This window comes from Streptomyces sp. NPDC100445 (assembly GCF_044759735.1).
Classification (GTDB): Bacteria; Actinomycetota; Actinomycetes; order Streptomycetales; family Streptomycetaceae; genus Streptomyces.
The window spans coordinates 433,111-458,775 of record NZ_JBIVZV010000004.1 but is presented as its reverse complement, the minus strand read 5'-3'; the positions used below and the strand labels follow the sequence as shown (position 1 = coordinate 458,775).

22 protein-coding genes are annotated in these 25,665 nt (G+C 75.0%); 17 read left to right on the top strand and 5 right to left on the bottom strand.

Annotated elements, in window-relative coordinates; genetic code table 11:
- The first annotated feature begins 1,111 nt into the window (after nucleotides 1-1,111).
- The 11 genes from ACIQVT_RS13675 (at nucleotide 1,112) to ACIQVT_RS13625 (ending at nucleotide 14,146) form a co-directional block, all read left to right on the top strand.
- On the top strand, nucleotides 1,112-1,636 hold the full coding sequence (locus ACIQVT_RS13675) for a hypothetical protein (protein WP_403751648.1): 525 nt from the start codon (nucleotides 1,112-1,114) through the stop codon (nucleotides 1,634-1,636).
- Between the two features lie 395 nt (nucleotides 1,637-2,031).
- Nucleotides 2,032-4,161, top strand: coding sequence for a hypothetical protein (locus ACIQVT_RS13670; RefSeq protein ID WP_403751646.1), 2,130 nt, complete (start codon nucleotides 2,032-2,034; stop codon nucleotides 4,159-4,161).
- Nucleotides 4,162-4,304: 143 nt separating this feature from the next.
- Nucleotides 4,305-5,816, top strand: a complete 1,512-nt coding sequence (pelF, locus tag ACIQVT_RS13665) for a GT4 family glycosyltransferase PelF (RefSeq protein WP_403751644.1) — start codon at nucleotides 4,305-4,307, stop codon at nucleotides 5,814-5,816.
- The gene (locus ACIQVT_RS13660) at nucleotides 5,813-7,210 is read left to right on the top strand and encodes a hypothetical protein (protein ID WP_403751642.1); all 1,398 of its coding nucleotides are present in this window, start codon (nucleotides 5,813-5,815) and stop codon (nucleotides 7,208-7,210) included. The genes pelF and ACIQVT_RS13660 overlap by 4 nt, the downstream gene beginning before the upstream one ends.
- A gap of 47 nt (nucleotides 7,211-7,257) precedes the next feature.
- A complete protein-coding gene (locus ACIQVT_RS13655) occupies nucleotides 7,258-8,259 on the top strand; it encodes a GDP-mannose 4,6-dehydratase (protein ID WP_403751640.1) in 1,002 nt (333 codons plus the stop codon).
- Nucleotides 8,260-8,307: 48 nt separating this feature from the next.
- Nucleotides 8,308-9,021, top strand: coding sequence for an NDP-sugar synthase (locus tag ACIQVT_RS13650; RefSeq protein WP_403751638.1), 714 nt, complete (start codon nucleotides 8,308-8,310; stop codon nucleotides 9,019-9,021).
- 7 nt (nucleotides 9,022-9,028) lie between these two features.
- Nucleotides 9,029-9,928 (top strand): NAD-dependent epimerase/dehydratase family protein, encoded by a 900-nt coding sequence (locus tag ACIQVT_RS13645; RefSeq protein ID WP_403751636.1) that lies wholly within the window; start codon nucleotides 9,029-9,031, stop codon nucleotides 9,926-9,928.
- Nucleotides 9,925-10,596 carry a spherulation-specific family 4 protein gene (locus ACIQVT_RS13640; RefSeq protein ID WP_403751634.1) on the top strand — a complete coding sequence of 224 codons (672 nt, stop codon included), beginning with the start codon at nucleotides 9,925-9,927 and terminating at the stop codon, nucleotides 10,594-10,596. Before ACIQVT_RS13645 ends, ACIQVT_RS13640 begins: the two co-directional genes overlap by 4 nt.
- Nucleotides 10,597-10,804: 208 nt before the next feature.
- Nucleotides 10,805-12,661: a M1 family aminopeptidase gene (locus ACIQVT_RS13635; RefSeq protein WP_403751632.1), complete on the top strand. Its 1,857-nt coding sequence runs from the start codon at nucleotides 10,805-10,807 to the stop codon at nucleotides 12,659-12,661.
- Between the two features lie 85 nt (nucleotides 12,662-12,746).
- The gene (locus ACIQVT_RS13630) at nucleotides 12,747-13,586 is read left to right on the top strand and encodes a lysozyme (protein ID WP_403751630.1); all 840 of its coding nucleotides are present in this window, start codon (nucleotides 12,747-12,749) and stop codon (nucleotides 13,584-13,586) included.
- A 50-nt stretch (nucleotides 13,587-13,636) separates the two neighbouring features.
- Nucleotides 13,637-14,146 carry a molybdenum cofactor biosysynthesis protein gene (locus ACIQVT_RS13625; RefSeq protein ID WP_403751628.1) on the top strand — a complete coding sequence of 170 codons (510 nt, stop codon included), beginning with the start codon at nucleotides 13,637-13,639 and terminating at the stop codon, nucleotides 14,144-14,146.
- A 15-nt stretch (nucleotides 14,147-14,161) separates the two neighbouring features.
- On the opposite strand, the gene ACIQVT_RS13620 is transcribed toward ACIQVT_RS13625, so the two are convergent.
- The 4 genes from ACIQVT_RS13620 to ACIQVT_RS13605 all read right to left on the bottom strand — a co-directional run bounded on the left by ACIQVT_RS13620 (nucleotide 14,162) and on the right by ACIQVT_RS13605 (nucleotide 17,887).
- The gene (locus tag ACIQVT_RS13620; protein WP_403751807.1) at nucleotides 14,162-15,208 is read right to left on the bottom strand and encodes an aromatic acid exporter family protein; all 1,047 of its coding nucleotides are present in this window, start codon (nucleotides 15,206-15,208) and stop codon (nucleotides 14,162-14,164) included.
- Nucleotides 15,209-15,408: 200 nt separating this feature from the next.
- Nucleotides 15,409-16,587, bottom strand: coding sequence for an AI-2E family transporter (locus ACIQVT_RS13615; RefSeq protein WP_403751627.1), 1,179 nt, complete (start codon nucleotides 16,585-16,587; stop codon nucleotides 15,409-15,411).
- A 270-nt stretch (nucleotides 16,588-16,857) separates the two neighbouring features.
- Nucleotides 16,858-17,313 carry an ANTAR domain-containing protein gene (locus ACIQVT_RS13610; RefSeq protein WP_403751625.1) on the bottom strand — a complete coding sequence of 152 codons (456 nt, stop codon included), beginning with the start codon at nucleotides 17,311-17,313 and terminating at the stop codon, nucleotides 16,858-16,860.
- A 160-nt stretch (nucleotides 17,314-17,473) separates the two neighbouring features.
- Entirely contained in the window at nucleotides 17,474-17,887 is a 414-nt protein-coding gene (locus ACIQVT_RS13605; protein WP_403751623.1) for a DUF2267 domain-containing protein, read from the bottom strand.
- A 173-nt stretch (nucleotides 17,888-18,060) separates the two neighbouring features.
- Between ACIQVT_RS13605 and ACIQVT_RS13600 the strand changes: the two genes are divergently transcribed.
- Nucleotides 18,061-18,798 (top strand): MgtC/SapB family protein, encoded by a 738-nt coding sequence (locus ACIQVT_RS13600; RefSeq protein ID WP_403751621.1) that lies wholly within the window; start codon nucleotides 18,061-18,063, stop codon nucleotides 18,796-18,798.
- A gap of 69 nt (nucleotides 18,799-18,867) precedes the next feature.
- Here the strand turns inward: ACIQVT_RS13600 and ACIQVT_RS13595 are convergent, their stop codons facing one another.
- The gene (locus tag ACIQVT_RS13595; protein WP_403751619.1) at nucleotides 18,868-19,359 is read right to left on the bottom strand and encodes a DUF1360 domain-containing protein; all 492 of its coding nucleotides are present in this window, start codon (nucleotides 19,357-19,359) and stop codon (nucleotides 18,868-18,870) included.
- 221 nt (nucleotides 19,360-19,580) lie between these two features.
- Between ACIQVT_RS13595 and ACIQVT_RS13590 the strand changes: the two genes are divergently transcribed.
- From ACIQVT_RS13590 to hypF, 5 genes are all read left to right on the top strand, one after another.
- On the top strand, nucleotides 19,581-20,108 hold the full coding sequence (locus tag ACIQVT_RS13590; RefSeq protein ID WP_403751617.1) for a hypothetical protein: 528 nt from the start codon (nucleotides 19,581-19,583) through the stop codon (nucleotides 20,106-20,108).
- Between the two features lie 131 nt (nucleotides 20,109-20,239).
- Nucleotides 20,240-21,952, top strand: coding sequence for a hydrogenase maturation protein (locus ACIQVT_RS13585; protein ID WP_403751615.1), 1,713 nt, complete (start codon nucleotides 20,240-20,242; stop codon nucleotides 21,950-21,952).
- Nucleotides 21,949-22,527, top strand: a complete 579-nt coding sequence (locus ACIQVT_RS13580) for a hydrogenase maturation protease (RefSeq protein ID WP_403751613.1) — start codon at nucleotides 21,949-21,951, stop codon at nucleotides 22,525-22,527. The genes ACIQVT_RS13585 and ACIQVT_RS13580 overlap by 4 nt, the downstream gene beginning before the upstream one ends.
- Nucleotides 22,528-22,588: 61 nt before the next feature.
- On the top strand, nucleotides 22,589-23,311 hold the full coding sequence (gene hypB / locus ACIQVT_RS13575) for a hydrogenase nickel incorporation protein HypB (RefSeq protein ID WP_403751611.1): 723 nt from the start codon (nucleotides 22,589-22,591) through the stop codon (nucleotides 23,309-23,311).
- Nucleotides 23,308-25,662 (top strand): carbamoyltransferase HypF, encoded by a 2,355-nt coding sequence (gene hypF, locus ACIQVT_RS13570; RefSeq protein ID WP_403751609.1) that lies wholly within the window; start codon nucleotides 23,308-23,310, stop codon nucleotides 25,660-25,662. Before hypB ends, hypF begins: the two co-directional genes overlap by 4 nt.
- The last annotated feature ends 3 nt before the right edge of the window (nucleotides 25,663-25,665 follow it).

The following is a 25,665-nucleotide window of genomic DNA, read 5'->3' as shown; positions in this document are numbered from 1 at the left end:
CCACCGCCGGGGGTGCGGCTTCCTGCTCACGGTCGTCCCCAACCCGAGAAGGACGCCTCCCGGCTGCTCGCCCCGGCGCCGACGACCTCGATCGGGTGGAGGCCGTGGCCCCCAGCCGGGTGGCGGCCGGGACCCACGGCTCCTCCATCCCGGGCGGGACGCGTCCGGCGCCGATGGCGTGGGGGCGTGAGCGGCGACCGCGGCGGGGCGGCGGCCCCGGGGAAACATGTCCCCCCAGCCGGTTGGCGTCCTCGGTCCCATCGAGGGGCGGCCGGGATCCGAGGTTCGTCCATCCCGGGCGGGACGCGTCCAGCGGCGACGGCGTGGGGGCGTGAGTGGCGGTGATGGCCACCACGGGGTGGTGGCCGTCGCTCCGGCCGGGTGACGGTCGATCCATGCTTCGTCGGTCCCGGGCGGGACGCGTCCAGCGCCGACGGCCCGGGGGCGTGAGTGGCGGTGACGACCTCGATCGGGTGGCGGCCGTCGCCCCAGCCGGGTGGCGTCCGTGACCCCCAGTGGGGTGACGGTCGGGATCCACGGTTCCTCTGTCCCGGGCGGGACGCGTCCGGCGGTGACGGCGCGGGGCGTGAGCGGCGGCCGTGGCGGGTCGGTGGTCCTGGGAGAGCGACGTCACCCCGGAGCCATCCCTTGCCGGAGGCCGCGCGCCCGGGCGGTGCCGCCGGACCCGGGCGCCGGGGCCCCTCCGCACGGACCCGGCGTCACCCGGGGGAGGCGGCCGGACGAGGTGGTCTCCGAGGCCCCCGCGGCCGCCCGGGGCGGGTCCCGGGCCCGGTCCCGTCCGGCGCCGCGCTCGGTGCGGCCGGAAAACGCCTTATGGCCGGGAAGCGGGGCCCGTCACAACCGGTGGGACACGTTCCATCGGTGCGGAGCCGTCATGTCCGCGCCAATGGGGACTCGCGCCCCCCTCTGGGCGCGGACTCCGCGCGTCCCTCCCGTCGCCATGCCCCGGCGTGCGCGTATGTGGTGCGTGACGCTCCGTCACGGCAGTCGCGCTCCCCCTCCACGCCAGGGCCACTTTCGGCCGAACGGTGTCGGTGCCCGGTACAGCGGGGCAGACGGGGGCACGTACGCGTCCCTAGCCTCCCGGGCCATGCGATCACCTCTGCCGAGACGCCTCGGGCTCACCGCCGTCCTCGCCCTCCTCCTCGCCGTCTTCGGCCTCGCCCCCAGCGCGAGCGCCGACCCCGCGCCGGCGTCCCTGACCTTCGCCACCGACAGCGCCACCGCCACGCCCGGGGGCACGGTGAAGCTGTCGATGACGATCACGAACAACCGGACCTACGACATCTGGTTCGTGTACCAGACGATCGACCCCACCTGGCTGACCACCCAGCGCCCCGACCTGAAGTACAGCTTCACCGGGTGCAGCCTGGCGACCGCGAGCGGCAGCACCGCCTGTTCCGGCACCGGTCCCAGCAACCTCGGCGGCAACTACGGCGCGACCGTCCCGCCCGGCCAGAGCCGCACCGTCACGTTGACCCTCCAGGTCGCCGCCGACTCCGGCTGCAACGGCAACATCGGCTTCTACTCGTACTACTACGCCGAGTTCAGCGACAGCACCAACACCAACGGCGGGCCTGTCTACACGCCCGAGACGCGCGTCGTCTGCGCCTGACGAACCCTTCGGCCCCTTGATCCGGGTGGCTGGAAGTCGCCCCACGGTCAGCGGCCTCGCGCGGTACGGACCCGACATGTCGCCCGGCGGACCACCATGGTCCGCCGGTACGCCGTACCCCGGCCGGACCAGCGGGCCGGGTCCCCTCGCCGCCCTGACCCCCCACACGGCGACGACGCGAAAACGGTCCTTCGGGTTGCTTCGGGACACTGTCGGACACCTGCACTTTTCCGTCAGGTTCCGTAACTCGACCACAAAAGCTACACAGAGACATCACCATGTGACGCGACAGATACTCGACGACCGGCTTCTGAGGGGGACGCCGGCGTCGGGTGAGGGGGAGTCCGCTCCATGGGAGCCGTGCTCACCCCTGCCCGGGGAGGGGACTTCACCGCATGAAGCGGACCATACGCACCACCGCGCTGACGGTGGGCGCGCTCATCGCCGCGCTCGGCCTGGGCGCCGGCCCGGCCGAGGCCGACGCCACCGCGCCGCGCATCGACCTCAGAGTCCTGGTGGTGAGCGACGGCGGCCCGGCCACCGACGCGATCGCCGCCGAACTCGACACCGCCGGCACGCCGTACACGAAGGTCGACCTGACCCGGTCCGACCGGCCCACCATCGACGCGGGCTTCCTGGCCGACACCGTCGACGGGCGCCCGCGGGCCAGGTTCCAGGCCGTCGTGCTGCCCAACGACAACCCGTTCCCGGCCGGCAGCGCCGAGATGACCGCGCTCGCCGCCTACGAGCAGACGTACGCCGTCCCGCAGGTCGACGCCTACACCTACGCCCGCCCCCAGGCCGGCCTCCAGGTGCCGACCTCCGGCGGCTACTCGGGCAGCATCGACGGCGTCCAGGCGCAGGTCACCACCGCCGGCCGGAGCGGCGCCTTCGGCTACCTCGACGGCCCGGTGCCGTTCGAGGACAACTCGCCCACCGTCGGCGAGAGTTACGCCTACCTGTCGACGCCCGCACCCGGCGCCGACTTCACCCCGTACGTCCAGGCCCCCATCCCGGGCACCTCCCGGCAGGGCTCCCTGGTCGGCGAGTACCGGCACGACGGGCGGCGCGAACTGGTCGTCACCTTCGTCTACAACCAGTACCAGGAACAGTTCCGGCTGCTGGCCCGCGGCATCGTGGAGTGGATGACCGGCGGCGTGCGCCTCGGCGCCTCCCGCAACTACTTCGCCGTGCACGTGGACGACGTGTTCGCCGCCGACGACCGCTGGGACACCCAGTTGAACTGCACGCCCGGCGACGTCGACTGCACCGGCGGCGCCGGCACGCCCAGCCCCATCCGGATGACCGCGGCGGACGTCGACCAGGCCACCGCCTGGCAGGACAGCCACCACTTCACCTTCGACCTGGTCTACAACGGCGCCGGCAGCGTCGACCAGCGCGAGGACAACGGCGGCGTGGACCAGCTCGCCGACAAGCTGATCGCCGACCGCGACCAGTTCCGCTGGGTCAACCACACCTACACCCACGCCTTCCTCGGCTGCGAGCAGAACGTCACCGTCGTCCCGTGGACCTGCACCACCAACGCCGACGGCAGCACCAGGTGGGTCAGCCGCACCACGATCGACAACGAGATCGCCACCAACCGCGTCTGGGGCCAGGTGGCCGGTCTCCCGCTCGACAACACCGAACTGGTCACCGGCGAGCACTCCGGCCTGAGGATCCTGCCGCAGCAGCCCGCCGACAACCCCAACCTGGCCCTCGCCCTCGCGGACAACAACGTCACGCATCTCGCCTCGGACAACTCCCGCGACCCGCAGCAGCGCCAGGTCGGCCCGGCCACCACGGTCGCCCGCTACCCGATGAACGTCTTCTACAACGCGGGCCATGCCGCCGAGCAGGTCGACGAGTACAACTGGCTCTACACCGCCCGCGCCCAGGGTGGCAGCGGCATCTGCGAGGACAACCCGGCGACCACCACGTGCCTGTCCGCCCCGCTGGACACCGCCACCGGCTACAACGGCTACATCGTGCCGCTGGAGACCCGGATCGCCCTCGGACACGTCCTGTCCAACGACCCCAAGCCGCACTTCATCCACCAGTCGAACCTGGCCGAGGACCGCATCGCCTACCCCGTCCTCGACGGTGTCCTCGACGGCTACGACGCCCTGTTCGCGGACAACACCCCCGTGGTGAACCTGCGGATGAAGGACATCGGCGTCGAACTCCAGCGCCGCGCCGCCTGGAAGACCGCCGTACAGGCCGGCCAGGTGACCGCCTACCGCATCGGTGACACCGTCACCGTGCAGGGGCCGAACGGCACCGCCGTCCCCGCGACGCTGCCCACCGGCACCACCCGGGGCACCACCGCCTTCGGCACCGCCTACGCGGGCGCCGTCTCCGGCTGGACCGCCTCCTCCGGCACCGCGCTCACCTACACCCTGCCGTCCTCCTCCGCCGCCCCGGCCGTGACCGCGGGCGCCACCGCCGCGGTCACCGCGCCGGCCCCGCGCACCAAGGTCCCGGCGGGCGTGGACGAGCAGGTGCCGTACACCCCGGACAGCTGACCGGCGCACCGGACCCGGGGCCGGTCCGGCCCGCTCCCGCACGCCTCGCGGCGGGAGCCGGCCGGACGGGCCCGGATCCCGGGCGCCCACCGGCGCCCCGGACCCGCACGACCACCCCACACCTCGGCCGTGGAGCCCCATCGATGCACGTTCAGCACGGCGCGCGCCGTAACGGCGCGGCGCACGTCACCCTGCTCACCGAAGGCACCTATCCGCACAGCCATGGCGGCGTCAGCGTCTGGTGCGACCAGCTCGTCCAGGGCATGCCCGACCTCGACTTCGACGTCGTCGCCGTCACCGGCACCGGACGCGAACCCGTCGTCTGGGACCTGCCCGCCCACGTCCACAGCGTGCTCCCCGTACCCATGTGGGGCGCGCCGCCGCCGGGCCGCCCGCCCCGGGGCCGCGCCCGCAACCAGCTCACGGCCGCCTACGAACGCTTCCTCACCGCGCTCCTCGACCCGCACGCCGAGGACCGGTTCGCGCCCGCGCTGTACACGATGGCCCGGGCCGCCGAGGACGGCACACTGAGCGCCTTCCTGCGCGGCGACCGGGCCGTCGCCCTCCTCGCCGCGGTGTGGAACCGCCCGGGGCTCGCCGTCCGGGAGGCCCGCCCCACCCTGCACGACGCGGTCACCGCCACCGCCCTGCTGGAACACGCCCTGCGCCCGCTCGCCGCGCCGCCGCCCCGGCAGGGTGTCGCCCACGCGGTCAGCGGCGGGGTGGCCGTGCTCCCGGGGCTCGCCGGGCTGGAGCGGTACAACGTGCCGCTGCTGCTCACCGAACACGGCGTCTACCTGCGGGAACGCTACCTCGGCTACCGCACCGCCCCCTATCGCTGGCCGGTGAAGGCCCTCGTCCTCGGCTTCTTCCGGCTGCTGGCCGAGGAGAGCTACCGCCGGGCCGCCCTGATCACCCCCGGCAACCGCTACAACCGCCTCTGGGAGGAACAGGGCGGCGCCGACCCCCAGGCCATCCGCACCGTCTACAACGGTGTGGACCCGGCCGCCTTCCCGCCCGCCGGACCCGAGCCCGGCGTGCCCACGCTCAGCTGGGCCGGCCGCGTCGACCCCATCAAGGACCTGGAGACCCTCATCCGCGCGTTCGCCCTGGTCCGCAAGGAGGTCCCGGAGGCCCGGCTGCGGCTCTTCGGCGGCACCCCGCGCGGCGGGGAGGCGTACCGGGAACGCTGCGAGGCCCTTGCCGCCGAACTGGGACACGCCGACGCCGTCACCTTCGAGGGCCGCGTCGACGACATCAAGGACGCCTACGCCGCCGGGAACGTCGTGATGCTCTCCAGCATCAGCGAGGGCTTCCCGTTCACCCTCATCGAGGCCATGTCCTGCGGCCGGGCCACCGTCTCCACCGACGTCGGCGGCGTCCGGGAGGCCGTGGGCGGCACCGGGCTCGTCGTCCCGCCGCGCGACCCCGCCCGCATGGCGGCGGCCGCGCTGGAACTGCTCGGCGACGCCGGGCGGCGCAGGGCGATGGGGGAGGCGGCCCGGCTGCGGGTGATCGAACAGTTCACCCTGCGCCAGACCATCGACACCTTCCGCTCGATCTACCTCGAACTCCCCGCCCATGTCCGGCCGTCCAGCGCGCCCGCCGTACGGGACGAGGCGCTCCCCGTCGCCGCGAGGAGCCTTTCCGGATGAGCGGGCCCATGGCGCTCGAACCGGGCGGCGCCGAACAGGACACCCTCGCGCTGCGGCTCGCCGTGCCGCCCGCGCGCCGCGAGGACCACACGCTGGCCCTGCGGCTGCCCAGACGCGGCATCGACGCGGAGGCGGTCAGCCGGCTGGCCGCCGACCTCGCCGACCGCGTCGGCCCGGCCGTCCACCCCTACGAGGTGGCCGCCCTGCTGGAGGCCGAGGGACTCACGGCCGACGAGATCAGACAGCGCTACGGCCACACCGGGCTGTTCTCCCTGGCCGCCGCCCTGTACGAGCAGGTGCCCCGGACCTTCCCGGAACCGGCGCCGGCGGCCGACCCCTGGCGCCCGGACACGGTCCGCAGCCTGCTGCGCGGCGTGCTGTTCGCGCTGCCGGGACTCGCCTACCTGCTCACCGCGCCCCTGTGGCACCCGGGCCGGCACACCGCGGCGCTGATCACCGCCGGCCTGGTCTCCTGGGCGTGGGGGCAGGCCCTCGGCCACCGCGCCCACCTGCGGCTCGCCGCCGGCCGCCGGGAGGCCGCCCGCACCCTGCTCACGGGCGCGCCGCTGGGTGCGGCCCTGGCCACCGCGTCCGCCGTCCCGGCGGCCGGTGCCGCCGGTCCGGTGCTCGCGGTGGCCGCCGCGCAGTCGCTGTACCTGGCGGCGGCGGGCGTCCTGCTGGTCCTCGCCCGGGAACGGCTGCTGCTGGCCGCGCTCACCCCGCTGGTCGCGGGCGCCGCCGTACTGCCCTGGTGGGATCCCGGCACGGCGGTGCGCACCGGGCTGCCCCTGCTCGCCCTGGCCGCCACCCTCGCGGGCACCGGCCATGCCCTGCGCGGCGCGCTCGCCGTTCCGGCCGCGGCCGCCGGCACCCGGCCCCGGCTGCGGTGGTCGCTGCCGTACGGGCTGTTCGGACTGGCCGCGGGCGTACTGGTCCTGCTGGAGGGGCGGCGCGAACCGTACGCGGTGATCGTGCTGACGGTCAGCATGGGCCCCGCCGAGTGGCTGCTGTTCCGCTACCGGGGCCTGTCCGTCGCCGCGCTGCGCGCCACCGCCACCCCCGCCGGGTTCCTGCTGCGCTCCGCCGCCGTCCTCGGCGGCTGCCTGCTCGCCTATGTGCTGCCGCTGCTGCCGGCCGCCTACCTCACCGGGGCGGCACCCGCCCCGCTGCTGCTGCTCGCGGCGACCCTGTGGACCGCGCTGCTCCTCCAGGCCTTCGGCACCGCCTGGCCCCCGGCCGCGCTCTGTCTGGCCGCCGCCGCGACGGCCGGCGCGGTGTCCGCGCTGCACCTGCCGCCGGGCCGCGCCGCCCTGCCGCTGTGCTGCGGCGCGGCCCTGCTGGGCCTGGTGGCCTGTGCCCTGCGGCTGCTCGGCCGGCCGGCTCGGCACGCCTGACCCACACACCGCTCACCCCCGCGTCACCGACCGGAAGGACCCCTGACGTGACCCCCGCACCGCTCGCCGCCGTCACCGGAGCCGAGGGCTTCATCGGCTCCCACCTCACCGAGGCCCTGGTCGCCTCGGGGCACCGGGTCAGAGCCATGGCCCAGTACAACTCCTTCTCCTCCTACGGTTGGCTGGAGACCCTCGCCCCGGACGTCCTGGACCAGGTGGAGATCGTCCTCGGCGACGTCCGCGACCCCGGCTCGGTCCGCGGCCTGCTCGACGGCGCCGACGTCGCCTACCACCTGGCCGCCCTGATCGCGATCCCGTACTCCTACCAGGCCCCGCACAGCTACGTGGACACCAACGTCACCGGCACCCTCAACGTGCTGGAGGCGGTCCGCGCGCTCGGCACGCCCCGGCTGGTGCACACCTCCACCAGTGAGACGTACGGCACCGCGCAGACCGTGCCCATCACCGAGGACCACCCCATCAACACCCAGTCCCCGTACGCCGCTTCGAAGGCCGGCGGCGACCGGCTGGCCGACAGCTACCACGCCAGCTTCGGCACCCCGGTCGTCACGCTCCGCCCGTTCAACACCTTCGGCCCGCGCCAGTCGATGCGCGCGGTCATCCCCACCGTCATCGGCCAGGTCGCGGCGGGGGAGCGCACCATCACCCTCGGCGACCTGCGCCCCACCCGTGACTTCACCTTCGTCAGGGACACCGCGCAGGCGTTCCTCGCCGTCGGCACCGCACCCGCCGAGCGGGTCGTCGGCCGCACCTTCAACGCCGGTACCGGCGGCGAGATCTCCGTCGGCGACCTCGTCGCGCTGATCGGCAAGGTGATGGACACCGCCCTCGACGTCCGCGAGGACCCCGCGCGCATCCGGCCGGCCAACTCCGAGGTCATGCGGCTGGTCGCCGACGCCACCCGGCTCGCCGGGGCCACCGGCTGGCAGCCCGCCCACAGCCTGGAGCAGGGCCTCGCCCACACCGTGGAGTTCTTTCGCGACCCGGCCAACCTGGCCCGCTACAAGACCGGCATCTACAACATCTGACCCGACCGGCACCTTTCCCCGTTCCACACATCCACGAAGGAGGAGCCCATGCACGCAGTGATCCTGGCGGGGGGCAAGGGCGTCCGGCTGCGGCCCTACACCACCGCGCTGCCGAAGCCGCTCGTCCCGATCGGTGACCAGCACGCCATCCTGGAGATCGTGCTGCGTCAGCTGTCGGCGGCGGGCTTCACCCGTTGCACCATCGCGATAGGCCACCTCGGCGAGATCATCCGCGCGTACGTCGGCGACGGCTCCCAGTGGGGCATGAGCGTCGACTACGCCACCGAGGAGAGTCCGCTCGGCACCATGGGACCGCTGCTCAATCTCAAGGACCGGCTGCCCGAGACGTTCCTCGTGATGAACGGCGACATCCTCACCGACCTCGACTACGCCGACGTACTCCGTCGCCACCAGGGGTCGGGTGCCCCGCTGACCATCGCCACGTACGCCCGCAAGGTCCAGATCGACTTCGGGGTGCTCATCACCGACGCGAGCCGGGTCGTCGCCTTCACCGAGAAACCCAGCATGGACTACCGCGTCTCCATGGGCGTCTACGGCCTCAGCCGCGCGACCCTGGACGGCTACACCCCGGGCCTGCCGCTCGGTTTCGACGAACTGGTCCTGGACCTGCTGAAGGAGCAGGACCCGCCGCACGCCTACGAGTTCGACGGCTACTGGCTCGACATCGGCCGTCCCGACGACTACGACCGGGCCAACGCCGAGTTCACCAGCCGCAAGTCCCTGCTGCTCAAGGGAGCCTGAGTACCACATGCGCATTCTCGTCCTCGGCGGCACCGGATATCTGGGCCGCCACGTGGCCGAGCGGCTGCGCGCCCTGCCGGGCGCGCAGGTCGCCACCGCCGGCCGCACCCCCGCCGCGGAGTTCGGCCTCGACCTCGCCGCCGACCCGCCCGGGCTGCTCATGAAGACCCTGACGGCGGCCGCCCCCGACGCCGTGGTCAACTGCGCCGGCGCCACCGGCGGTGACCCGGTGACCCTGGCGGAGGTCAACGCCCGCGGCCCCGCCGCCCTCTGCGCGGCACTGCGCGAGGCGGCCCCCACCGCCCGCCTGGTGCACCTGGGTTCGGCCGCCGAGTACGGGCCGGGCACCACCGGGGTGCGGGTCGCCGAGTCGGCGCCCGCCTGTCCGGTCACGCCGTACGGCGCGACCAAGCTGGCGGGCACGGTGGCGGTGACCTCCGCCGCCCTGGACGCGGTGGTGCTGCGGATCGGCAACCCCGTCGGCCCCGGCGCCCCCCTCGCCAGCCTGCCCGGCCGGCTGGTCGCGCTGCTCCGCTCGGCCGGTGCGGACCCGGAGGCGGTGCTGCGCCTGGGTGATCTCTCCGCGCACCGCGACTTCGTCGACGTACGGGACGTGGCCCGGGCGGCGGAACGCGCCGTCACCACCTCCGGGCCGCTGCCCACCGTGCTCAACATCGGCAGCGGAACCGCCGTTCCCGTCCGGGAGCTGGTGCACGGACTGGCCCGGCGGGCGGGCTTCCGGGGGCGGGTGGAGGAGAGCACGGCCGGCTCGGCGCGCTCCGCGCAGGTGTCCTGGCAGTGTTCGGACGTCTCCGCCGCGGCCCGGGCCCTCGGCTGGCGGCCCGCCCACAGCCTCGACGACGCCCTCACCGCGCTGTGGACGGCCGAGGCGGAGCCCGTGCCGTGAGCCTGCTGGTACCGCTGTACGTCCACCCGGCCGAGGACCCCGGCGCCTGGCACCGGCTGATCGCGGCGGCGGACCGCACCTACGCGGTCGTCCTCAACCCGGCGAGCGGGCCCGGCACCGCCCCCGACCCCGCGTTCACCGCCGCCGCCCGGGCCCTGCGCGCGGCCGGCGCCCGCCTCCTCGGCTACGTCGACACCGACTACGGCGTCCGGGACCGGGACCGGATCACCGAGGAGATGCGCCGCCACCAGGACTGGTACGGGGCCGACGGCTGCTTCCTGGACCGGGTCACCGCCGGCCCGGACGGGCTGGCCGCCTGCCGGCGCCTGGTCCGCGGGCTGCGGCGGCTCGGGGCCACCACCGTCGTCCTCAACCCGGGCGTCCACCCGGCGCCCGGCTACACCCACCTGGGGGACCTGACCGTCACCTTCGAGGGGCACTGGTCGACGTACGTCTCCGCGTTCACCCGCCCGGCCTGGATCGCCCGGCAACCGCCGGACCGGCTGTGCCACCTGGTCTACGGGGTTCCCGAGGCCCTGGTACCGCTCGCCGTGCGTACGGCACACGGGCGGGGTGCCGGGGTGTGCGGCCCGGTGACCGGCGAACCGCCCAACCCGTGGGCCGGGTTGAGTCCCGCCCTGGCCGGCGGGGACGGTGCGGGGGGCTGAGGCGCCCGCTTTATCCATCTGGCATGGACCGGTCAAATCTGTCACTCTTTCGGCAGCCGTCCGGCAGTCGGCGCCCCGACCCCATGGGGGCGCGACGGGCTCCTCGGCACCAGCGATCGCGCAAGCCCCGTACGCGGCCGCCCCGGTGAACCCCGTCCGGGCGGCCTTCGAGCAGGCCGGAACCCCGGCCGCCACGAAGGAGTAGCGTGTGAGAACGACCCCCCACAAGGCCCTCGGCGTCGGTGCGCTCACCGTCGCCGCGGTGGCCGCCCTGGTACTCCCCGGCACCCCCGCCGCCGCCGGAGCGGTCCCCGCCCCCGCCGCCTGCGCCCCCCAACAGGTCGTCGGCAACGGAGGCTTCGAGAGCGGCACCTCACCGTGGACCCAGTCCCCGTCCACCGTGATCACCGGCCGCTCCGGGCAGAGCGCCCACGGCGGCGGCTCCTACGCCTGGCTGGACGGCGCGGGCAGCACCCGCACCGACACCCTCGGCCAGAGCGTGACGATCCCCTCCGGGTGCGCCACCGCCACCCTCGGCTTCTGGCTGCACACCGACACCGCCGAGACCACCACGTCCGTCGCCTACGACAAGCTGACGGCCAAGATCGGCGGCACCACGCTGGCCACCTACTCGAACCTCGACGCGAACACCGGCTACGTCCACAAGACGCTCGACGTGTCGTCGTTCGCCGGCCAGACGGTCAACCTCTCCTTCACCGGCACCGAGGACGCCAGCCTCCAGACGAGCTTCGTCCTGGACGACGTCACCCTCGACACCTCCGGCGGCACCACGCCGCCACCGGCCGACTCCACCCGCACCCCCGCGGCACCCGCGTACACCGTGAACCTCAGCAGCGACACGAGCGGCTCCGTCTGGACCGGGCACGAGAACGTCACCTTCACCAACGCCTCCGCCACCGCCCTGGGCCAGGTCTACCTGCGGCTGTGGGACAACTACCACGGCAGCTGCGACGCGATGCCGATCAAGGTCAGCAACGTCACCGGCGGCACCGCCGGCGCCCTCTCCGTGGCCTGCACCGCCCTCGAGGTCGACCTGCCGTCGCCGCTCGCCCAGGGCCAGTCGGCCACCATCGGCTTCGACCTCGGCATCACCGTGCCCAGCGGCGCCGACCGGTTCGGCCACGACGGCGCGTTCAACTTCGTCGGCAACGCCCTGCCCGTCCTCGCGGTCCGCGACAGCGCCGGCTGGCACCTCGACCCGTACACCAACAACGGCGAGTCGTTCTACTCCCTGGCCGCCGACTTCAAGGTCACCCTGGACCACCCGACCGGCCTGCTGGTCCCGGCCACCGGCACCTCCACCGACACCCCCGGCGCCAGCGGCCGCACGGTCACCACGGCCACCGCGTCCAAGGTGCGTGACTTCGCCTGGGCCGCCGGACCGTTCAGCAAGATCTCCGGCACCTCGGCCGCCGGCGTCCCGGTGAACGTGTACTCCGTCTCGGGCATCAGCTCCTCCAGCGCCCAGTCGATGCTCAGCACCGCCAAGTCCGCGGTCGACGCACACGCCGCCCGGTACGGCGCCTACCCCTACGGCGAGCTGGACGCCGTCATCGACAACAACTACTGGTTCGGCGGCATGGAGTACCCCGGGTTCGTCCTGGACCTGGTCAGCACCACCGCCCTCACCCACGAGATCGCCCACCAGTGGTGGTACGGCATCGTCGGCGACGACGAGTACACCAGCCCCTGGCTGGACGAGGCGTTCACCGACTACTCCACCGACCTCGCCCAGGGCAAGACCGGGAGCAATTGCTGGAGCAGCGTCTCCTGGGCCTCCGGCACCGAGAAGATCACCAACTCGATGGCCTACTGGGACGCGCACTCCTCCCGGTACTCCACCGTCGTCTACGGCTACGGCAAGTGCGCCCTGCACGACCTGCGGCGCGTCCTCGGCGACACCGCCATGGCCAAGCTGCTGAAGGACTACGCCACCGCGCACTGGTACGGCGTGTCCACCACGGCCGAGTTCAAGGCGGCGGCCCAGGCCGCCACGAGCACGGACCTGACCTCCTTCTGGACGCAGCACCGCATCGACGGCTGACGGCCACCCGTACGGCGCAAAGACCGGCCGCGGACGGCATCGTTGGGCGGTACCCGGGGTGCGGGACGACCCGACCCCGGGTCAGATGGAGTGCGTGCGAAACCTCATAGCCCCTCTCCGCGGCCGGTCCCCCCTGTGCCTCACCGGCACCCTGACCGGTCTCCTGCTGTTCCTGTCGAGCGCCCCGGCCCTGCCCCTGCCGGCCGGGGACGTTCCCGTACGCGGCACCGCCTACATGGGCATCGGCGTACTCGCCCACGACGGCTCCGACGGCACCCCGCCCCCCGTCCCCCGCGCCTCCCAAGCCGAGGGCGTCGACGTCTCCAGCTATCAGGGAGCCGTCAACTGGAAGACCCTGGTGGGCGACGGCACCACGTGGGCCTACACGAAGGCCACCGAGGGCACCTCCTACACCAACCCGTACTTCGCCCAGCAGTACGACGGCGCGTACGACGTGGGCATGGTCCGCGGCGCCTACCACTTCGCCACCCCGGACACCTCCGGCGGCGCCGCCCAGGCCGACTACTTCCTGGCCCACGGCGGCGGCTGGTCCAAGGACGGCAAGACCCTGCCCGGCGCCCTCGACATCGAGTGGAACCCCTACGGCGCCGACTGCTTCGGCAAGTCCAAGAGCGGCATGGTCAGCTGGATCCGGGACTTCCTGGACCGGTACAAGTCCCGCACCGGCCGTGCCGCGGTCATCTACACGGCCACCAGCTGGTGGACCCAGTGCACCGGCGACTACGCCGGCTTCGGCGCGACCAACCCGCTGTGGATCGCCCGCTACGCCTCCACGGTCGGCGCGCTGCCTTCGGGCTGGACGACACACACGATGTGGCAGTACACCTCCACCGGCCCGACGGTCGGCGACCACGACCGTTTCAACGGCTCCCCGGACGCGCTGCGGGAGTTCGCCACCGGCTGAGCGCCCCCACCGCAGCCCGTCCCGTCTCGCCCGCTGGTCAGGCTCGGGGTGTGCCGCACGTCGAGATAGTCCAGCTGCTGGTCTCCCCGGTGCACCGGCTCGCGGGCCGGCCCGGCGACGGCCCGCCCGAACTGCCGCCCGGGGAACTGGTGCCGACGGCCGAGGTCCGCGCGGGCCTCGGCATCGTCGGTGACCGCTACTTCAACCGTCCCGCGCACCGCGACGCCTCGGTCACCCTCATGGCGGCCGAGCGGCTGCCGCCACCGGGACCCCACCCGGCCGGTCTGCTCGGCACCCGGCGCAACGTCCTGCTGCGCGGCGTCGACATCGACGCCTGCGTCGGGGCGACGGTCCGCCTCGACTGCGGTCGCGGACCCGTCGAACTGGAGGTGCGCCGGGCCGCGCGGCCGTGCGCCTGGATGGACACCACCCTCGGCCCCGGCGCCCAGCGCGCCCTGCGCGGCGGCGGGGGAGTGCGCTGCCGGCCGCTGACCGACGGTGTCCTCAGCGTGGGGCCGGCCCTGTTCCAGGTGGTGCGGGGCCCCGGGGAGACGGCATGAACACGACGGCCCCGCTCACGTGCCGGAGGTGACCAGCTGGCCGGCCAGCCGGTGGGCCTGGGCGAGCAGCGCGCCGTACGTGGCGACCTCGTCGGGATCGTCGGTGACCGAGCGGGCCAGGTCCCGGCGCAGCTCGGTGAGCGTGTCGCGCAGCCGCGCCACCGACTCGCGCAACTCCTCCTCGCAGGCGTCGCCGAACCGGCTGTGGCTGTACAGCCGCAGCGCGTGGGCGGTCTGGCGCAGGAACTCGGCGTAGCGGCGGGCCGGACCGGGCCGCGGGCGGGGCGGTGGACGGTCCTCGGCGGCCGCCTCCATGACCGTGCGGGTCACCCCCGCGGTGTGCACGGCCGCGTAGTCCAGGACGACGAGCGCGTCGTCGTACTCCTTGCCGGGCGGGGGCACGGCGCCGGCGCGCCGGCCGCGCAGGTTGCCCCGCAGGCTCTCCCGGCTCCACTCGACCGCGGCGCGGGCCTCCTCCACCAGCCGGTGCAGCCGCAGGGCCCGCTCGTGCCAGGCCCCGGCCTCCTCGGCGTCCCAGCGGTCCCCGGCCAGCCCGTCCGCCACCTCCCGCAGGATGTCGTGGGCCTCCTGGGTCGCGTCCCGGAGCACGGTGCGGGTGTCCCGCAGGTACAGCGGCGGCCGGACCAGCGCGTTGACGGTGATGCCGACGACCGCCCCGAACAGGGCCTCGGTGAGCCGGGCCGTGGAGGTGGCGACGCTGACCGGTCCGCCGGTGAGGACGAACAGGGCGCCGGTGGCCGCGTTGATGCCCTGGCTGCCCAGCCGCCGCCACCGGCCGAGCAGCATCGCCAGGGGGAGGACGACCGCCATCGCGGCCACCGTGCTGTGCAGCAGCAGTCCGGCCCCGGTGGCCGCGACCGTGCCGGCCGCGATCGCCGCAAGCTGCTGGAGTCCGTGGGCGACCGACCGGTACACGGTCGACTCGACCAGGACGATCGCCACCCACGGCGCGACGAAGGCCACCGGCGCGTGCAGCCACCACCCCGCCACCACCCAGGCCAGCCACGCGGCCAGCGCCGCCTTGACCGCCTGGAGCGCCATGTCCCGCTCGCGGCCCGGCCCGGCGCAGGCCCGCCGCACCGTCCTCGCCGCCTCCGACAGATCCCGCCGTACACCCTGCAAAGCCACTCCTGTCCCACGCACGGTGACCCGGGTGCCACCGGTCGGGGCCGCCCATGCGCCCCGCCCGCGCTCCGGCGCTGTGACGGCCCGCACCATCGGCGGGCGCGGCGGGCGGACCGTCAGGGGGGTACCGGCCGCAGGGCGCGCAGCACCGCCCAGACCACCGAGACCAGTGGGACCGCCACGACGGCGCCGATCACCCCCGCGAGGATGCTGCCCGCGATGACGGACAGGGCGACGACCAGCGGGTGCAGCCGCACCGCCCAGCTCATCACCAGCGGGTGCAGCACATGCCCCTCCAGTTGGCCGATCACGACGATCAGGACCAGCACGCACGCCGCCGTGAGGGGGCCGCGCCCGGCGAGCGCGACGACCGTGGCGACCGCGAGGGCGACCGGTGAGCCCACCAGGGGCACGAACGCGGCGAAGAACTCCAGCAGGGCCAGCGGCAGCGCGAGCGGCACCCGCAGCGCGAGCAGGGCCACGCCGACCAGGACGGCGTTGGTGGCGGCCACGATGATGATGCCCCGCGTGTACCCGGCGAAGCTGTGCCACGCCGCCCGCCCCGCCCGGTCCCAGGCGTCCCGGGCGCCGGCGGGCAGCAGCTGGTCGCGTGCCCAGCCCCACAGGTTCTCCCCGGAGTGGATGAAGAAGACCGAGGCGAACAGGGCGAGCGCCGCGCCCGTGATCACCTCCACCACCCGCCCGAACTCGTTGACCGCGCTGCTCAGCAGGGCCGACCGGTGCGCGGAGACGTAGTTGGTCAGCTGGTCCTGGAGAGCGGAGAGCCGGCCCGGCCTGAGCCGGAAGGGCGGCCGCTGGAGCCATTGCTGGATGCGGAGGGTGCCGCCCCGGAAGTCCCCCAGCAGCCGGCCCGACTCGTCCGCCACCGCGCTGCCCACCAGGGCGAACAGGGCCATCAGGCACAGCAGACTGCCGATGAGCGACACGGCGACGGCGACCGGCCGCGGCACGAACCGGGCCAGCAGGTCGGTGAGCGGGCGCAGGACGGACGTCACCACCAGCGCGAGGAACAGGGCGACGGCGATCAGCTGGAAGCTGCCGAGGACGCTGAAGACGCCGTAGACGACGGCGCCGACGAGGATCAGCCGCCAGGAGAAGGCCGCGGCGACCCGTAGCCACGGCACCGTCCACTCCGCCGGCGGTGCCGGCGGCTCCGGCCGGGGCGGCGCCGGCAGCCGCACGGAGTACGCGGCCCGGCTGCCCAGCACGCGGCGCGCGGACCGCCGCCCGCCGTCGCGGCGCCCGGGCGTCCGCCGGCGCTCCTCGCCCACCACCGCTCGCGCCTCCTCGCCACCACCCAGGACGGCCGGTCACCTCCACAGCACCGTAAGCACAGGGCGGTGAAGCGGCGCGCCGGGCGGGCGTGCGGTGGGCCGTCGGGGCGGCGGCCGGCCCCGCGACGGCCCCGCGACCGGTTCCGTCCGGTCACAGGACCTTCACAGCCCGCGAGGGTGGGCGGCCGGTGCAGGGGCACCCGCGTCGGTGTCCCCGGCAGGAGGGGAGCCTCCCAGTGATCATCGTCGCGGTTCTGCTGTTCCCGGTCCTCAGCGTCCTGCTGTACGGGCTGGACCAGGTCGAGGACCGGTGGGTGCTGCGGCCACCGGCGTCCCGTCGTGCCCGGCACCGCCGGGGGAGCCCGACCGGCCGCCGTTGACCGGAGGTGTGCCGCACCGGCGGTGACGGGCGATCGCCTTCCCGAGTTCGACCCGCTCGGACTCGGGGAGCGCGCCGCCCTGGACGTACTCCAGGACGTGCTCGGCGACGATCCGCAGTTTGGTGTTGGTGTGCTGGGAGACGTCCCGCAGCGCCCGCCACGCCTCCTCGGGCGCCATCCGCCCGAGGACGACGACGGCGCCGATCGCCTGGTCGATCACGGCGTGCGAGGTGACCGCGCGCCGCAGCTGCTGGATCTCCTCGTGCATCCGGTCGTGCTCGGTCACCAGGTCGGTGATCGAGAGCAGGCGGAGCGGCTTGTTCCGGGAGACGGCGAAGAAGGCCATTGGTGCACCTTTTCCGAGTGGGGGGCCTCACTGCCTCGCCTGCCCCCAGTGGGCGTACGCATACGGATTCAACCAGTGACGCCCGTCCCGGTCACGCCGTACCGGTCCGCGTCGGTACGGCACACCTCGTCGTGGCCGGTGCCCGGGGCGCTCCGTCGCCCTATTCGGCCCGGCCGGTCGGCAGCAGCTCGCGGATGTCGGCGGGCAGCGCCCCGGCCATCCGTTCGGTCAGCTCCGGGGCGAGGGCGGCGTCCAGCACCTCCAGGACGGCGGCGGCCTCCCGCAGTGCCGTGTCCTCGTCGGTGCCGGCCCGCACGGCGATGCGCCCGGCGAAGGTGGTCAGGCCGAACCGCTCGCCCGACGCGCCGGAGTCCGGTCCCGCCGCCGCGTCGGCCGCCTCCCGCATGGCCGCCGCCATGTCGTGCGGCAACTGCGCCGCCACATGCCGGGCCAGCCCGGACGGCAGCCGTTCCGACAACGTGGTCACCACGGCGGCCGCGGCCCGCTCGGCCGTTCCCAGGTCCGGCAAGTGGGCCAGCGCCTGCACCTTCCCGATCATCTCGTCGTGCCGCATGAGGCCGGTCCCTTCGCGCGAGGTCCTGACGGTGGCGCCCGTCCCGCGGGTGTGGCGGCCCCGGACGGGTACCCCCGCTCCCGAACCGCGTCACGGCGCCGGCCGCGGCCGCCGCCGTGACGCGGGACGGACGCAGGCGGCGTAGGATCGGCTGATCATCGTGCGAGGTGCGCATGACAGGAGCGGGACTGGCCGCACCGCTGTGGGACATCCACAGCGGGCAGGGGCCGCGGCAACTGGCCGAACTCGGGCTGGCACTGGTGCTGTCCAGCCTGATCGGCTGGGAGCGCGCGGCCCAGCAGAAGAGCGCGGGCCTGCGCACCCACACCCTCGTCGGCATCGCCAGCGCGCTGATGATGGAGGTCTCCCAGCACGGGTTCAGCGCGGTGCTGGGACTGGAGAACGTCTCCTTCGACCCCTCCCGTGTCGCGGCGCAGATCGTCTCCGGGATCGGCTTCATCGGCGGCGGCCTGATCTTCGTACGACGCGACGCCGTACGGGGGCTGACGACGGCCGCCACCGTCTGGCTGACCTGCGCCGTCGGCATGGCCTGCGGCGGCGGGCTGCCCGTCCTCGCCCTGGTGGTGACGGCGCTGCACTTCCTCGTGGTGCGGGGCTACCCGCGGCTCTCGCGCCGTCTGGTCCCCGGCACGGCCGCCGCGACCTTCGAGGCGCGCCTGACCTACCGGACCGGCACGGCGCTGCTGCCGCGTCTCATGGAGGTCTGCACCCGGCGCGGCTTCCGGATCGACCAGGTCAAGGTCGAACGGCTGCCCGACCGCGCCGACGCCGCCGCCCGGGTCCTGCTCCGGCTGGAGGGCACCGCCGACCCCTCACGGCTGGCGTCGGAACTGTTCCACGACGACGGCGTGCTCGACGTCGAAGTGACCCTCACGGCGGACGACGAATAGGCGGCGGCACGCGCCGCCGCCCCCGTGGACGACGCGTCGTCCACGGGGGCGGCCGGTGCCGCGGCGGGCTCAGTCCTCGGTGGTGTGCTGGGTCCACGTCCAGGCGTAGTGCAGCCAGTCCGACATGGTCAGTGCGGTCAGGCCCCCGCACACCACCCGGGCGAGCCGGGGCGACGCCACGTAGGAGCAGACCAGGGCCCCGGCGGCCCAGGCGCCCGAGCAGAACGGGCAGGCCACGAGGTCGCCCACGGCCCGCCGGGGCCCGCTGCCCCGGGGTTCGTCCATGACCTCACTGGCCTCGCCCTCGCCCGTGCGGTGGGTGAAAGGCGCCCGCAGGAAACTGGTGATCTTGTCCCGGGTCAGCAACCTGGACGCCTTGTACGTCGCCGCGCCGAGCAGCGCGACGTCCCACGGCGGCATCTCCTCCGGCAGCCGGACCCCCCGTCGCCGGGCCACGGCCGCGAACGTGCCGACGCCCGCCGCGAAGACGGAGGCGAGTGCCGCGTATCGCGTCAGGGGAACCTCCCCCTGCTCGTCGTAGCCTGCGGCGTCCGTCGTCATGAGACCTCCCCGACACGTGTCCGTTCGCCCCTGTTCGGGCGCGCACCGGGTTCCCTGGCCCGGGCGGGCGACACGTGGTCCTTCGGCGCCTCACCCGGCGGACCGGCGCACGACGTGGGCCAGGACACATATGACCTGTTTCGCACCCCCTCCCCGAGATGCCCGGCGCCGGGCTACCTTGACGTGGATCCCTTTCCCCGCGCACCTCGGACGGCCCGGCTGTGCTCACCGACCTGTCTCCCGTGATAGCCGCGACGGCACGCTGGCTGACCGTCGCCTACCCGCCGTGCGGCGGCGCGCTGGCCGCCGCGCTGTGCGAGGCGCAGGCCCGGCAGGCCGTGACCGTGGCCGCCTGGCTGCGCTACCCCACCGAGATGGACGCGGCCCTGCTCACCCTGGCCGGACCCGGCGGCGCGGCCCGCCTCGACCGGCTGAGCGGCGCCGAACCCGCCGACGGCCACCCGGCCGGGGAGCTGGCGTGGCGCAGCTGGGTGGACGAGATCGTGGCCAGCTGGGCCGCCGCGCTGCTCACCGACGCCGAGCTGGCGGGGGCCGCCGTCGCCGCACTCGCCGGGGGCGAGCACACCGCGTCCGCACCGGTGGAGTTCCGCCGGCTGCTCGACCCCGACGCCGGTGACCGCCGGGCCGCCGCCCTGCTCCGCCACCCCGACCTGCTCGCCCCGGTGGCCGAGCTCCACCGCTCCCAGCTCCTCGCCCGCCTCACCCCCGACCACCCCCTCGCGGCCTGACCCACGCAACCCCGGCGCCCCCGGTGCGGGACGGCCGTGCGATCCGGATGGCGGAAGAGTCCCGGCCGGGGCCGGCGAAACGCCGTGGCGGTGCTTCGCGGCACCCCGGTCGGCGACGACCATGCCGTGCCATGGACATCCTGCTGGTCGCCAGCGCGTTCAACAGCCTCTCCCAGCGCGTCTACGCCGAACTGTCTGACCTCGGGCACCGCGTGGACGTGGTGCTCGCCACGCACGGCCCCGACCCGGTCCGCGCCGCCGTGCGCGAGCTGCGGCCGGAGCTGGTCGTCGCGCCGATGCTCAGGACGGCCCTGCCCGAGGACGTCTGGCGCGAGCACACCTGCCTGATCGTGCACCCCGGCCCGCCGGGCGACCGCGGCCCGTCCGCGCTGGACTGGGCCATCGCCGACGGGGCGCGGCGGTGGGGCGTGACCGTGCTCCAGGCCGAGGCGGTGATGGACGCGGGCGCGATCTGGGCGGCCGAGCCGTTCCCCGTACCGCCCGTCGGCAAGAGCGACCTCTACCGCAACGAGGCCTCCGACGCCGCCGTCACCGCCGTCCTGACCGCCGTACGACGCTATGCGGAGGGCGGCTCCCACAAGCCTCTCCCGCAGACCGACGCGTCGGTCCGGGTCGTCCGGCGCGACCCCTTCCGACAGGAGCGGCGGCGCATCGACTGGGAGCGCGACGACACCGGGACGGTCCTGCGCGCACTGCGCGGCGCCGACTCCCAGCCGGGTGTCCTGGACGAACTGCTCGGCCTGGAGGTGTTCCTGCACGGCGGGCACCCCGAGGACCGGCTGCGCGGCCGTCCCGGCGCCCTGCTCGCCCAGCGCGCCGGGGCCGTCTGCCGGGCCACCCGGGACGGCGCGGTCTGGATCCCCGAGCTGCGCCCCCGCCGGGCTTCGGGCGACCCGGCGCCCTTCCGCCGGCCGGCCGTCAGCGTGCTCGCCTCCCACCGGCCCGGTCTCCGGCTCACGGAGGACCCCGTTCCACCGGAACTGCCGCCCGGCCGGCGCACCTGGACCGACATCCGCTACCGCCAGGACGGTGACGTCGGCTTCCTCGGCTTCTCCTTCCCGGGCGGCGCGATGAGCACCGATCAGTGCCGCCGGCTGCTCGACGCGTACACCGAGGCCCTCGCCCGCCCCACCCGCGTCCTCGTCCTCGGCGGCACCCGCGACTTCTTCTCCAACGGCATCCACCTCAACGTCATCGAGGCCGCCCCCGATCCGGCCGAGGAGTCCTGGACCAACCTCAACGCCATGGACGACCTCGTGGAGGCCGTCCTGCGCACCACCGACCGGCTGGTGGTGGCCGCCCTGGCCGGCAACGCCGCGGCCGGCGGGGCCGTGCTGGCCCTCGCCGCCGACCAGGTGTGGTGCCGCTCGGGCGTCGTCCTCAACCCGCACTACCGGCGGATGGGCCTGTACGGCTCGGAGTTCTGGACCTACACCCTGCCGCGCCGCGTAGGTCCGGAGCAGGCCCGCCGGCTGACCACCGAGGCGCTGCCGGTCAGCGCCGCCTCCGCCGAACGGCTCGGCCTCGTGGACCGCCTGGTGCCGACCGCACCGGGGGACTTCGCGGCCGAGGTGCGGAGGCTGGCGACCGCGCTGGCCGGCGCCCCCGACCTGGACGGGCGGATCGCGGCCAAGGCGGCGGCCCGCGAGGCGGACGAACGGGTACGGCCCCTCGCCGACCACCGGCGGACGGAACTGGACCGCATGCACGCCATCTTCTTCGACCCCCGGGCCCCCTACCACGCCCTGCGCTCGGCCTTCGTCCGCAAGAGCCCGCCCGGCTCGCCCCGGCCGCTCGCCCCGGCCGCCGGAGGCGTCCGGTGACGCCCCGCGTCCTGGTGGCCGGCGTGGGGAACATCTTCCTCGCCGACGACGCCTTCGGCCCCGAGGTGATCCGCGCGCTCGCACAACGCCCGCTGCCGCCCGGGGCGCGGGTGCGGGACTACGGCATCCGCGGCCTGGACCTCGCCTACGACCTGCTGGCCGGCTGTACCACCGCGGTCCTGGTCGACGCGGCCCCCCGCGGGCACCGCCCCGGCACCCTGTCGCTGATCGAGGCCGAACCCCCCGACGGGACGGTCGTGCCCGAGGCCCACGGCATGGACCCGGCGAAGGTGCTGGCCCTGGCCCGGCACCTGGGCGACGAACCCCTGCCCAGGGTCCTCGTGCTGGCCTGCGAACCCGGCGTCCTGCCGGCCGGCGACGACCTCCTCGGGGGACTGAGCGCCCCGGTCCGGGAGGCGGTCGACCGGGCCGTGGACGCGCTGCACACGCTCGTCCCCGTCCTGCTCGCCGATCCCGCCGGACCCCTGCCCCCGTTGGGCCGCCCGGTGGAATCCGGTACCCCGCCCCCGGCTGCGCTGCGCGCGACGGCGCCCGGCGGCCCCCAGAATCGGTGAGACGCCGGGCCGCACACGTTGCGGCCCCGCGCCCCGTCACCCCATCCGAGGAGCAGCGCCCATGTGCCGGTCCGACGTCAGACAGGCCGTCCTGGCCAAGAACGACGACCTGGCCGCGAGCCTGCGCGGCGACCTCGCCGGGCAGGGCGTGACCGTGGTCAACCTGCTGTCCAGTCCCGGCAGCGGCAAGACCGAACTCCTCGGCCGGGTCCTGGCCCGGGCGGTGGACCGGGGCGTCCCGGTGGCCGCGCTCACCGCGGACCTGGCCACCGAGAACGACGCCGTCCGGCTGGCCCGGTCCGGCGCCCCGGTCCAGCAACTGCTCACCGACGGACTGTGCCACCTGGAGGCCCGCCAGGTCCGGGCCCGGCTGGCGGGCTGGCTGCCGCCGGAGACCTCGGTGCTGTTCGTGGAGAACGTCGGCAACCTGGTCTGCCCGGCCGCCTACGACCTCGGCGAGACCCTGCGCGTCGTGCTGATGGCCGTCACCGAGGGCGAGGACAAACCGCTGAAGTACCCGACGTCGTTCGGCTCCGCCCATCTCGTGGTCATCACCAAGACCGACCTGGCGGGCCCGGCCGGCTTCGACGAGAGCCTCTTCCACGAGAACGTGCACCAGGTCAACCCGGGCGTGGAGATCCTCCGGTCCTGCGCCCGCACCGGTTCCGGCGTCGGCACCCTCCTCGACCGTGCCCTCGCCGCCCGTGACGGGGTGCCAGCGCACCGCCCGCCGCTGGCCCCCCACCCGCACGTCCACCACCCCGATTCCGCTCCCGTCGCGTGACGGCGCCCGTCGCCGGTCCGGTCCGCCGCCGGATCACCGTGCGCGGCACGGTGCAGGGGGTCGGCTTCCGGCCGTACGTGCACCGGCTGGCCGCCGCCCTCGCGCTGCCCGGGTTCGTCAGCAACACCGCCGACGGCGTGCTCATCGAGGTCGAGGGCCCGCCGGACGAGGTGGACCTCTTCGTCCGGCGGCTGGCCGAGCGGCCGCCCCCGCTGGCGACCGTGACCGGCGTCGGCTGCGAGGACGTCCCCGCCACCGGCGCCACCGGCCCCTTCGGCATCCGCGCCACCGAGCGGTCCCCGGGCCGCACGCAGCTCCCGCCCGACACCGCGACCTGCGCCGACTGCCTGCGCGAACTCGCCGACCCCGGTGACCGCCGCCACCGCCACCCCTTCCTGACCTGCACGCACTGCGGCCCCCGCTTCACCGTCGCCACCGGCATGCCCTACGACCGCCCCGCCACCACCCTGGCCGGCTTCCCGATGTGCCCCGCCTGCGCCCGGGAGTACGGCGACCCGGCCGACCGCCGCTTCCACGCCCAGCCCGTCTCCTGCCCCGACTGCGGCCCGCGGCTCACCCTGGTCCCGGCCGACGGGACCGGGATCCGCCCGGCCCGGGACGCCGCCGCCCTCGCCGCCGCCCGCGCGCTGCTGGCCGCCGGCCGGATCGTCGCCGTCAAGGGCGTCGGCGGCTACCACCTGGCCTGCGACGCCACCGACGCCCGGGCCGTGACCGAACTGCGCGACCGCAAGGAGCGCGGCGGCAAGGCCTTCGCGGTGATGTGCGCCGACCTGGCCACGGCCGAACGGATCGCGGTCGTCTCCGACGCGGAGCGCGCCGCCCTCACCGGAGCGCACCGCCCCGTCGTCCTGCTGCGCCGCCGCACACCCCCCGACGGCCTCCACCTCGCCGGCCAGGTCTGCCCCGGCAGCCCGTACGTCGGCGTGATGCTGCCCTACGCCCCCGTCCACACCCTGCTGTTCGGGCTGCCCGGTGATTCCCCCGGCCCCCGCGTCCTGGTCATGACCAGCGGCAACCGCTCCGGTGAGCCCATCGTCACCGACGACGCCGAGGCACCGGCCCGGCTGGCCGGCCTCGCCGACGCCCGGCTGGCCCACGACCGGCCCATCGCCTCCCCGTGCGACGACTCCCTGCTGCGCGTCCGCCCCGACGGCACCGCCCAGGTGCTGCGGCGCTCCCGCGGCTACGTCCCCCGCCCGGTGCGCCTGCCGGTCCCGGTGAGGCCCACGCTCGCCGTCGGTGGCGACCTCAAGAACGTCCTGTGCCTCGGCGAGGGCGACCAGGCCTGGCTCGGACCGCACATCGGCGACCTGGGTCAACTGGCCGCCCTGGACGCCGCCGAACGGGCCGAGCGGCACCTGGCCCGCCTCACCGGGGTCGTCCCCCGGCGGGTGGCCGCCGACCGGCACCCGGGCTACCACTCGGCCCGCCGGGCGCGCGCCCGGGCCGCCCGCCTCGGCCTGCCCGGCCCGGTGCTCGTACAGCACCACCACGCCCACGTCGCCGCCGCGATGGCCGAACACGGGCTGGACGGCACCACACCCGTCATCGGTGTCGCCTTCGACGGCACCGGCTACGGCGACGACGGCACGATGTGGGGCGGCGAGGTGCTCCTCGCCGGCTACACCGGCTACCGGCGGTTCGCCCACCTGGCCGCCGCCCCGCTGCCCGGCGGGGACGCCGGCGTCGCCAACCCCTGCCGGCTGGCCCTCGCCCGGCTGTGGGCGTCGGGGCTGCCCTGGACGCCGGACCTGCCGAGCGTCACCGCCTGCTCGGACACCGAACGCGCGGTGCTGCGGCGCCAGCTGGAACGGCAGGTGGCCTGTGTGCCGTCCTCCGGCATGGGACGGCTGTTCGACGCCGTCTCCTCCCTCGTCGGCCTGTGCCACCGGGCGGACTACGAGGCGCGGGCCGCCCTGGAGCTGGAGGCGGCGGCGCTGGAGGCCGCAGGCGAGGACACCGTGGCCTACCCCTTCGGGCTGAGCGGTACGGACCGCCTCACCTGCGACCCCACGCCGATGCTGCGGGCCCTGCTGCGCGACCGGGCCCGCGGCACGCCCGCCCCCGTACTGGCCGCCCGCTTCCACCGCGGGGTGGCGGGGGCCGTCGCCGAGATCTGCCGTCGCGCCCGCGCGGCCACCGGCCTGGCCACCGTCGCCCTCACCGGCGGCGTCTTCGCCAACGCCCTGCTGGAGGAGGAGTGCGCCGCCCTGCTCGACCGGGACGGGTTCACGCTCCTGCGGCACGGCGAAGTCCCCCCGAACGACGGCGGTCTCGCGCTCGGCCAGCTGATGGTCGCGGGAACGGCCGTCCACCACGAGACGGAGTGACCC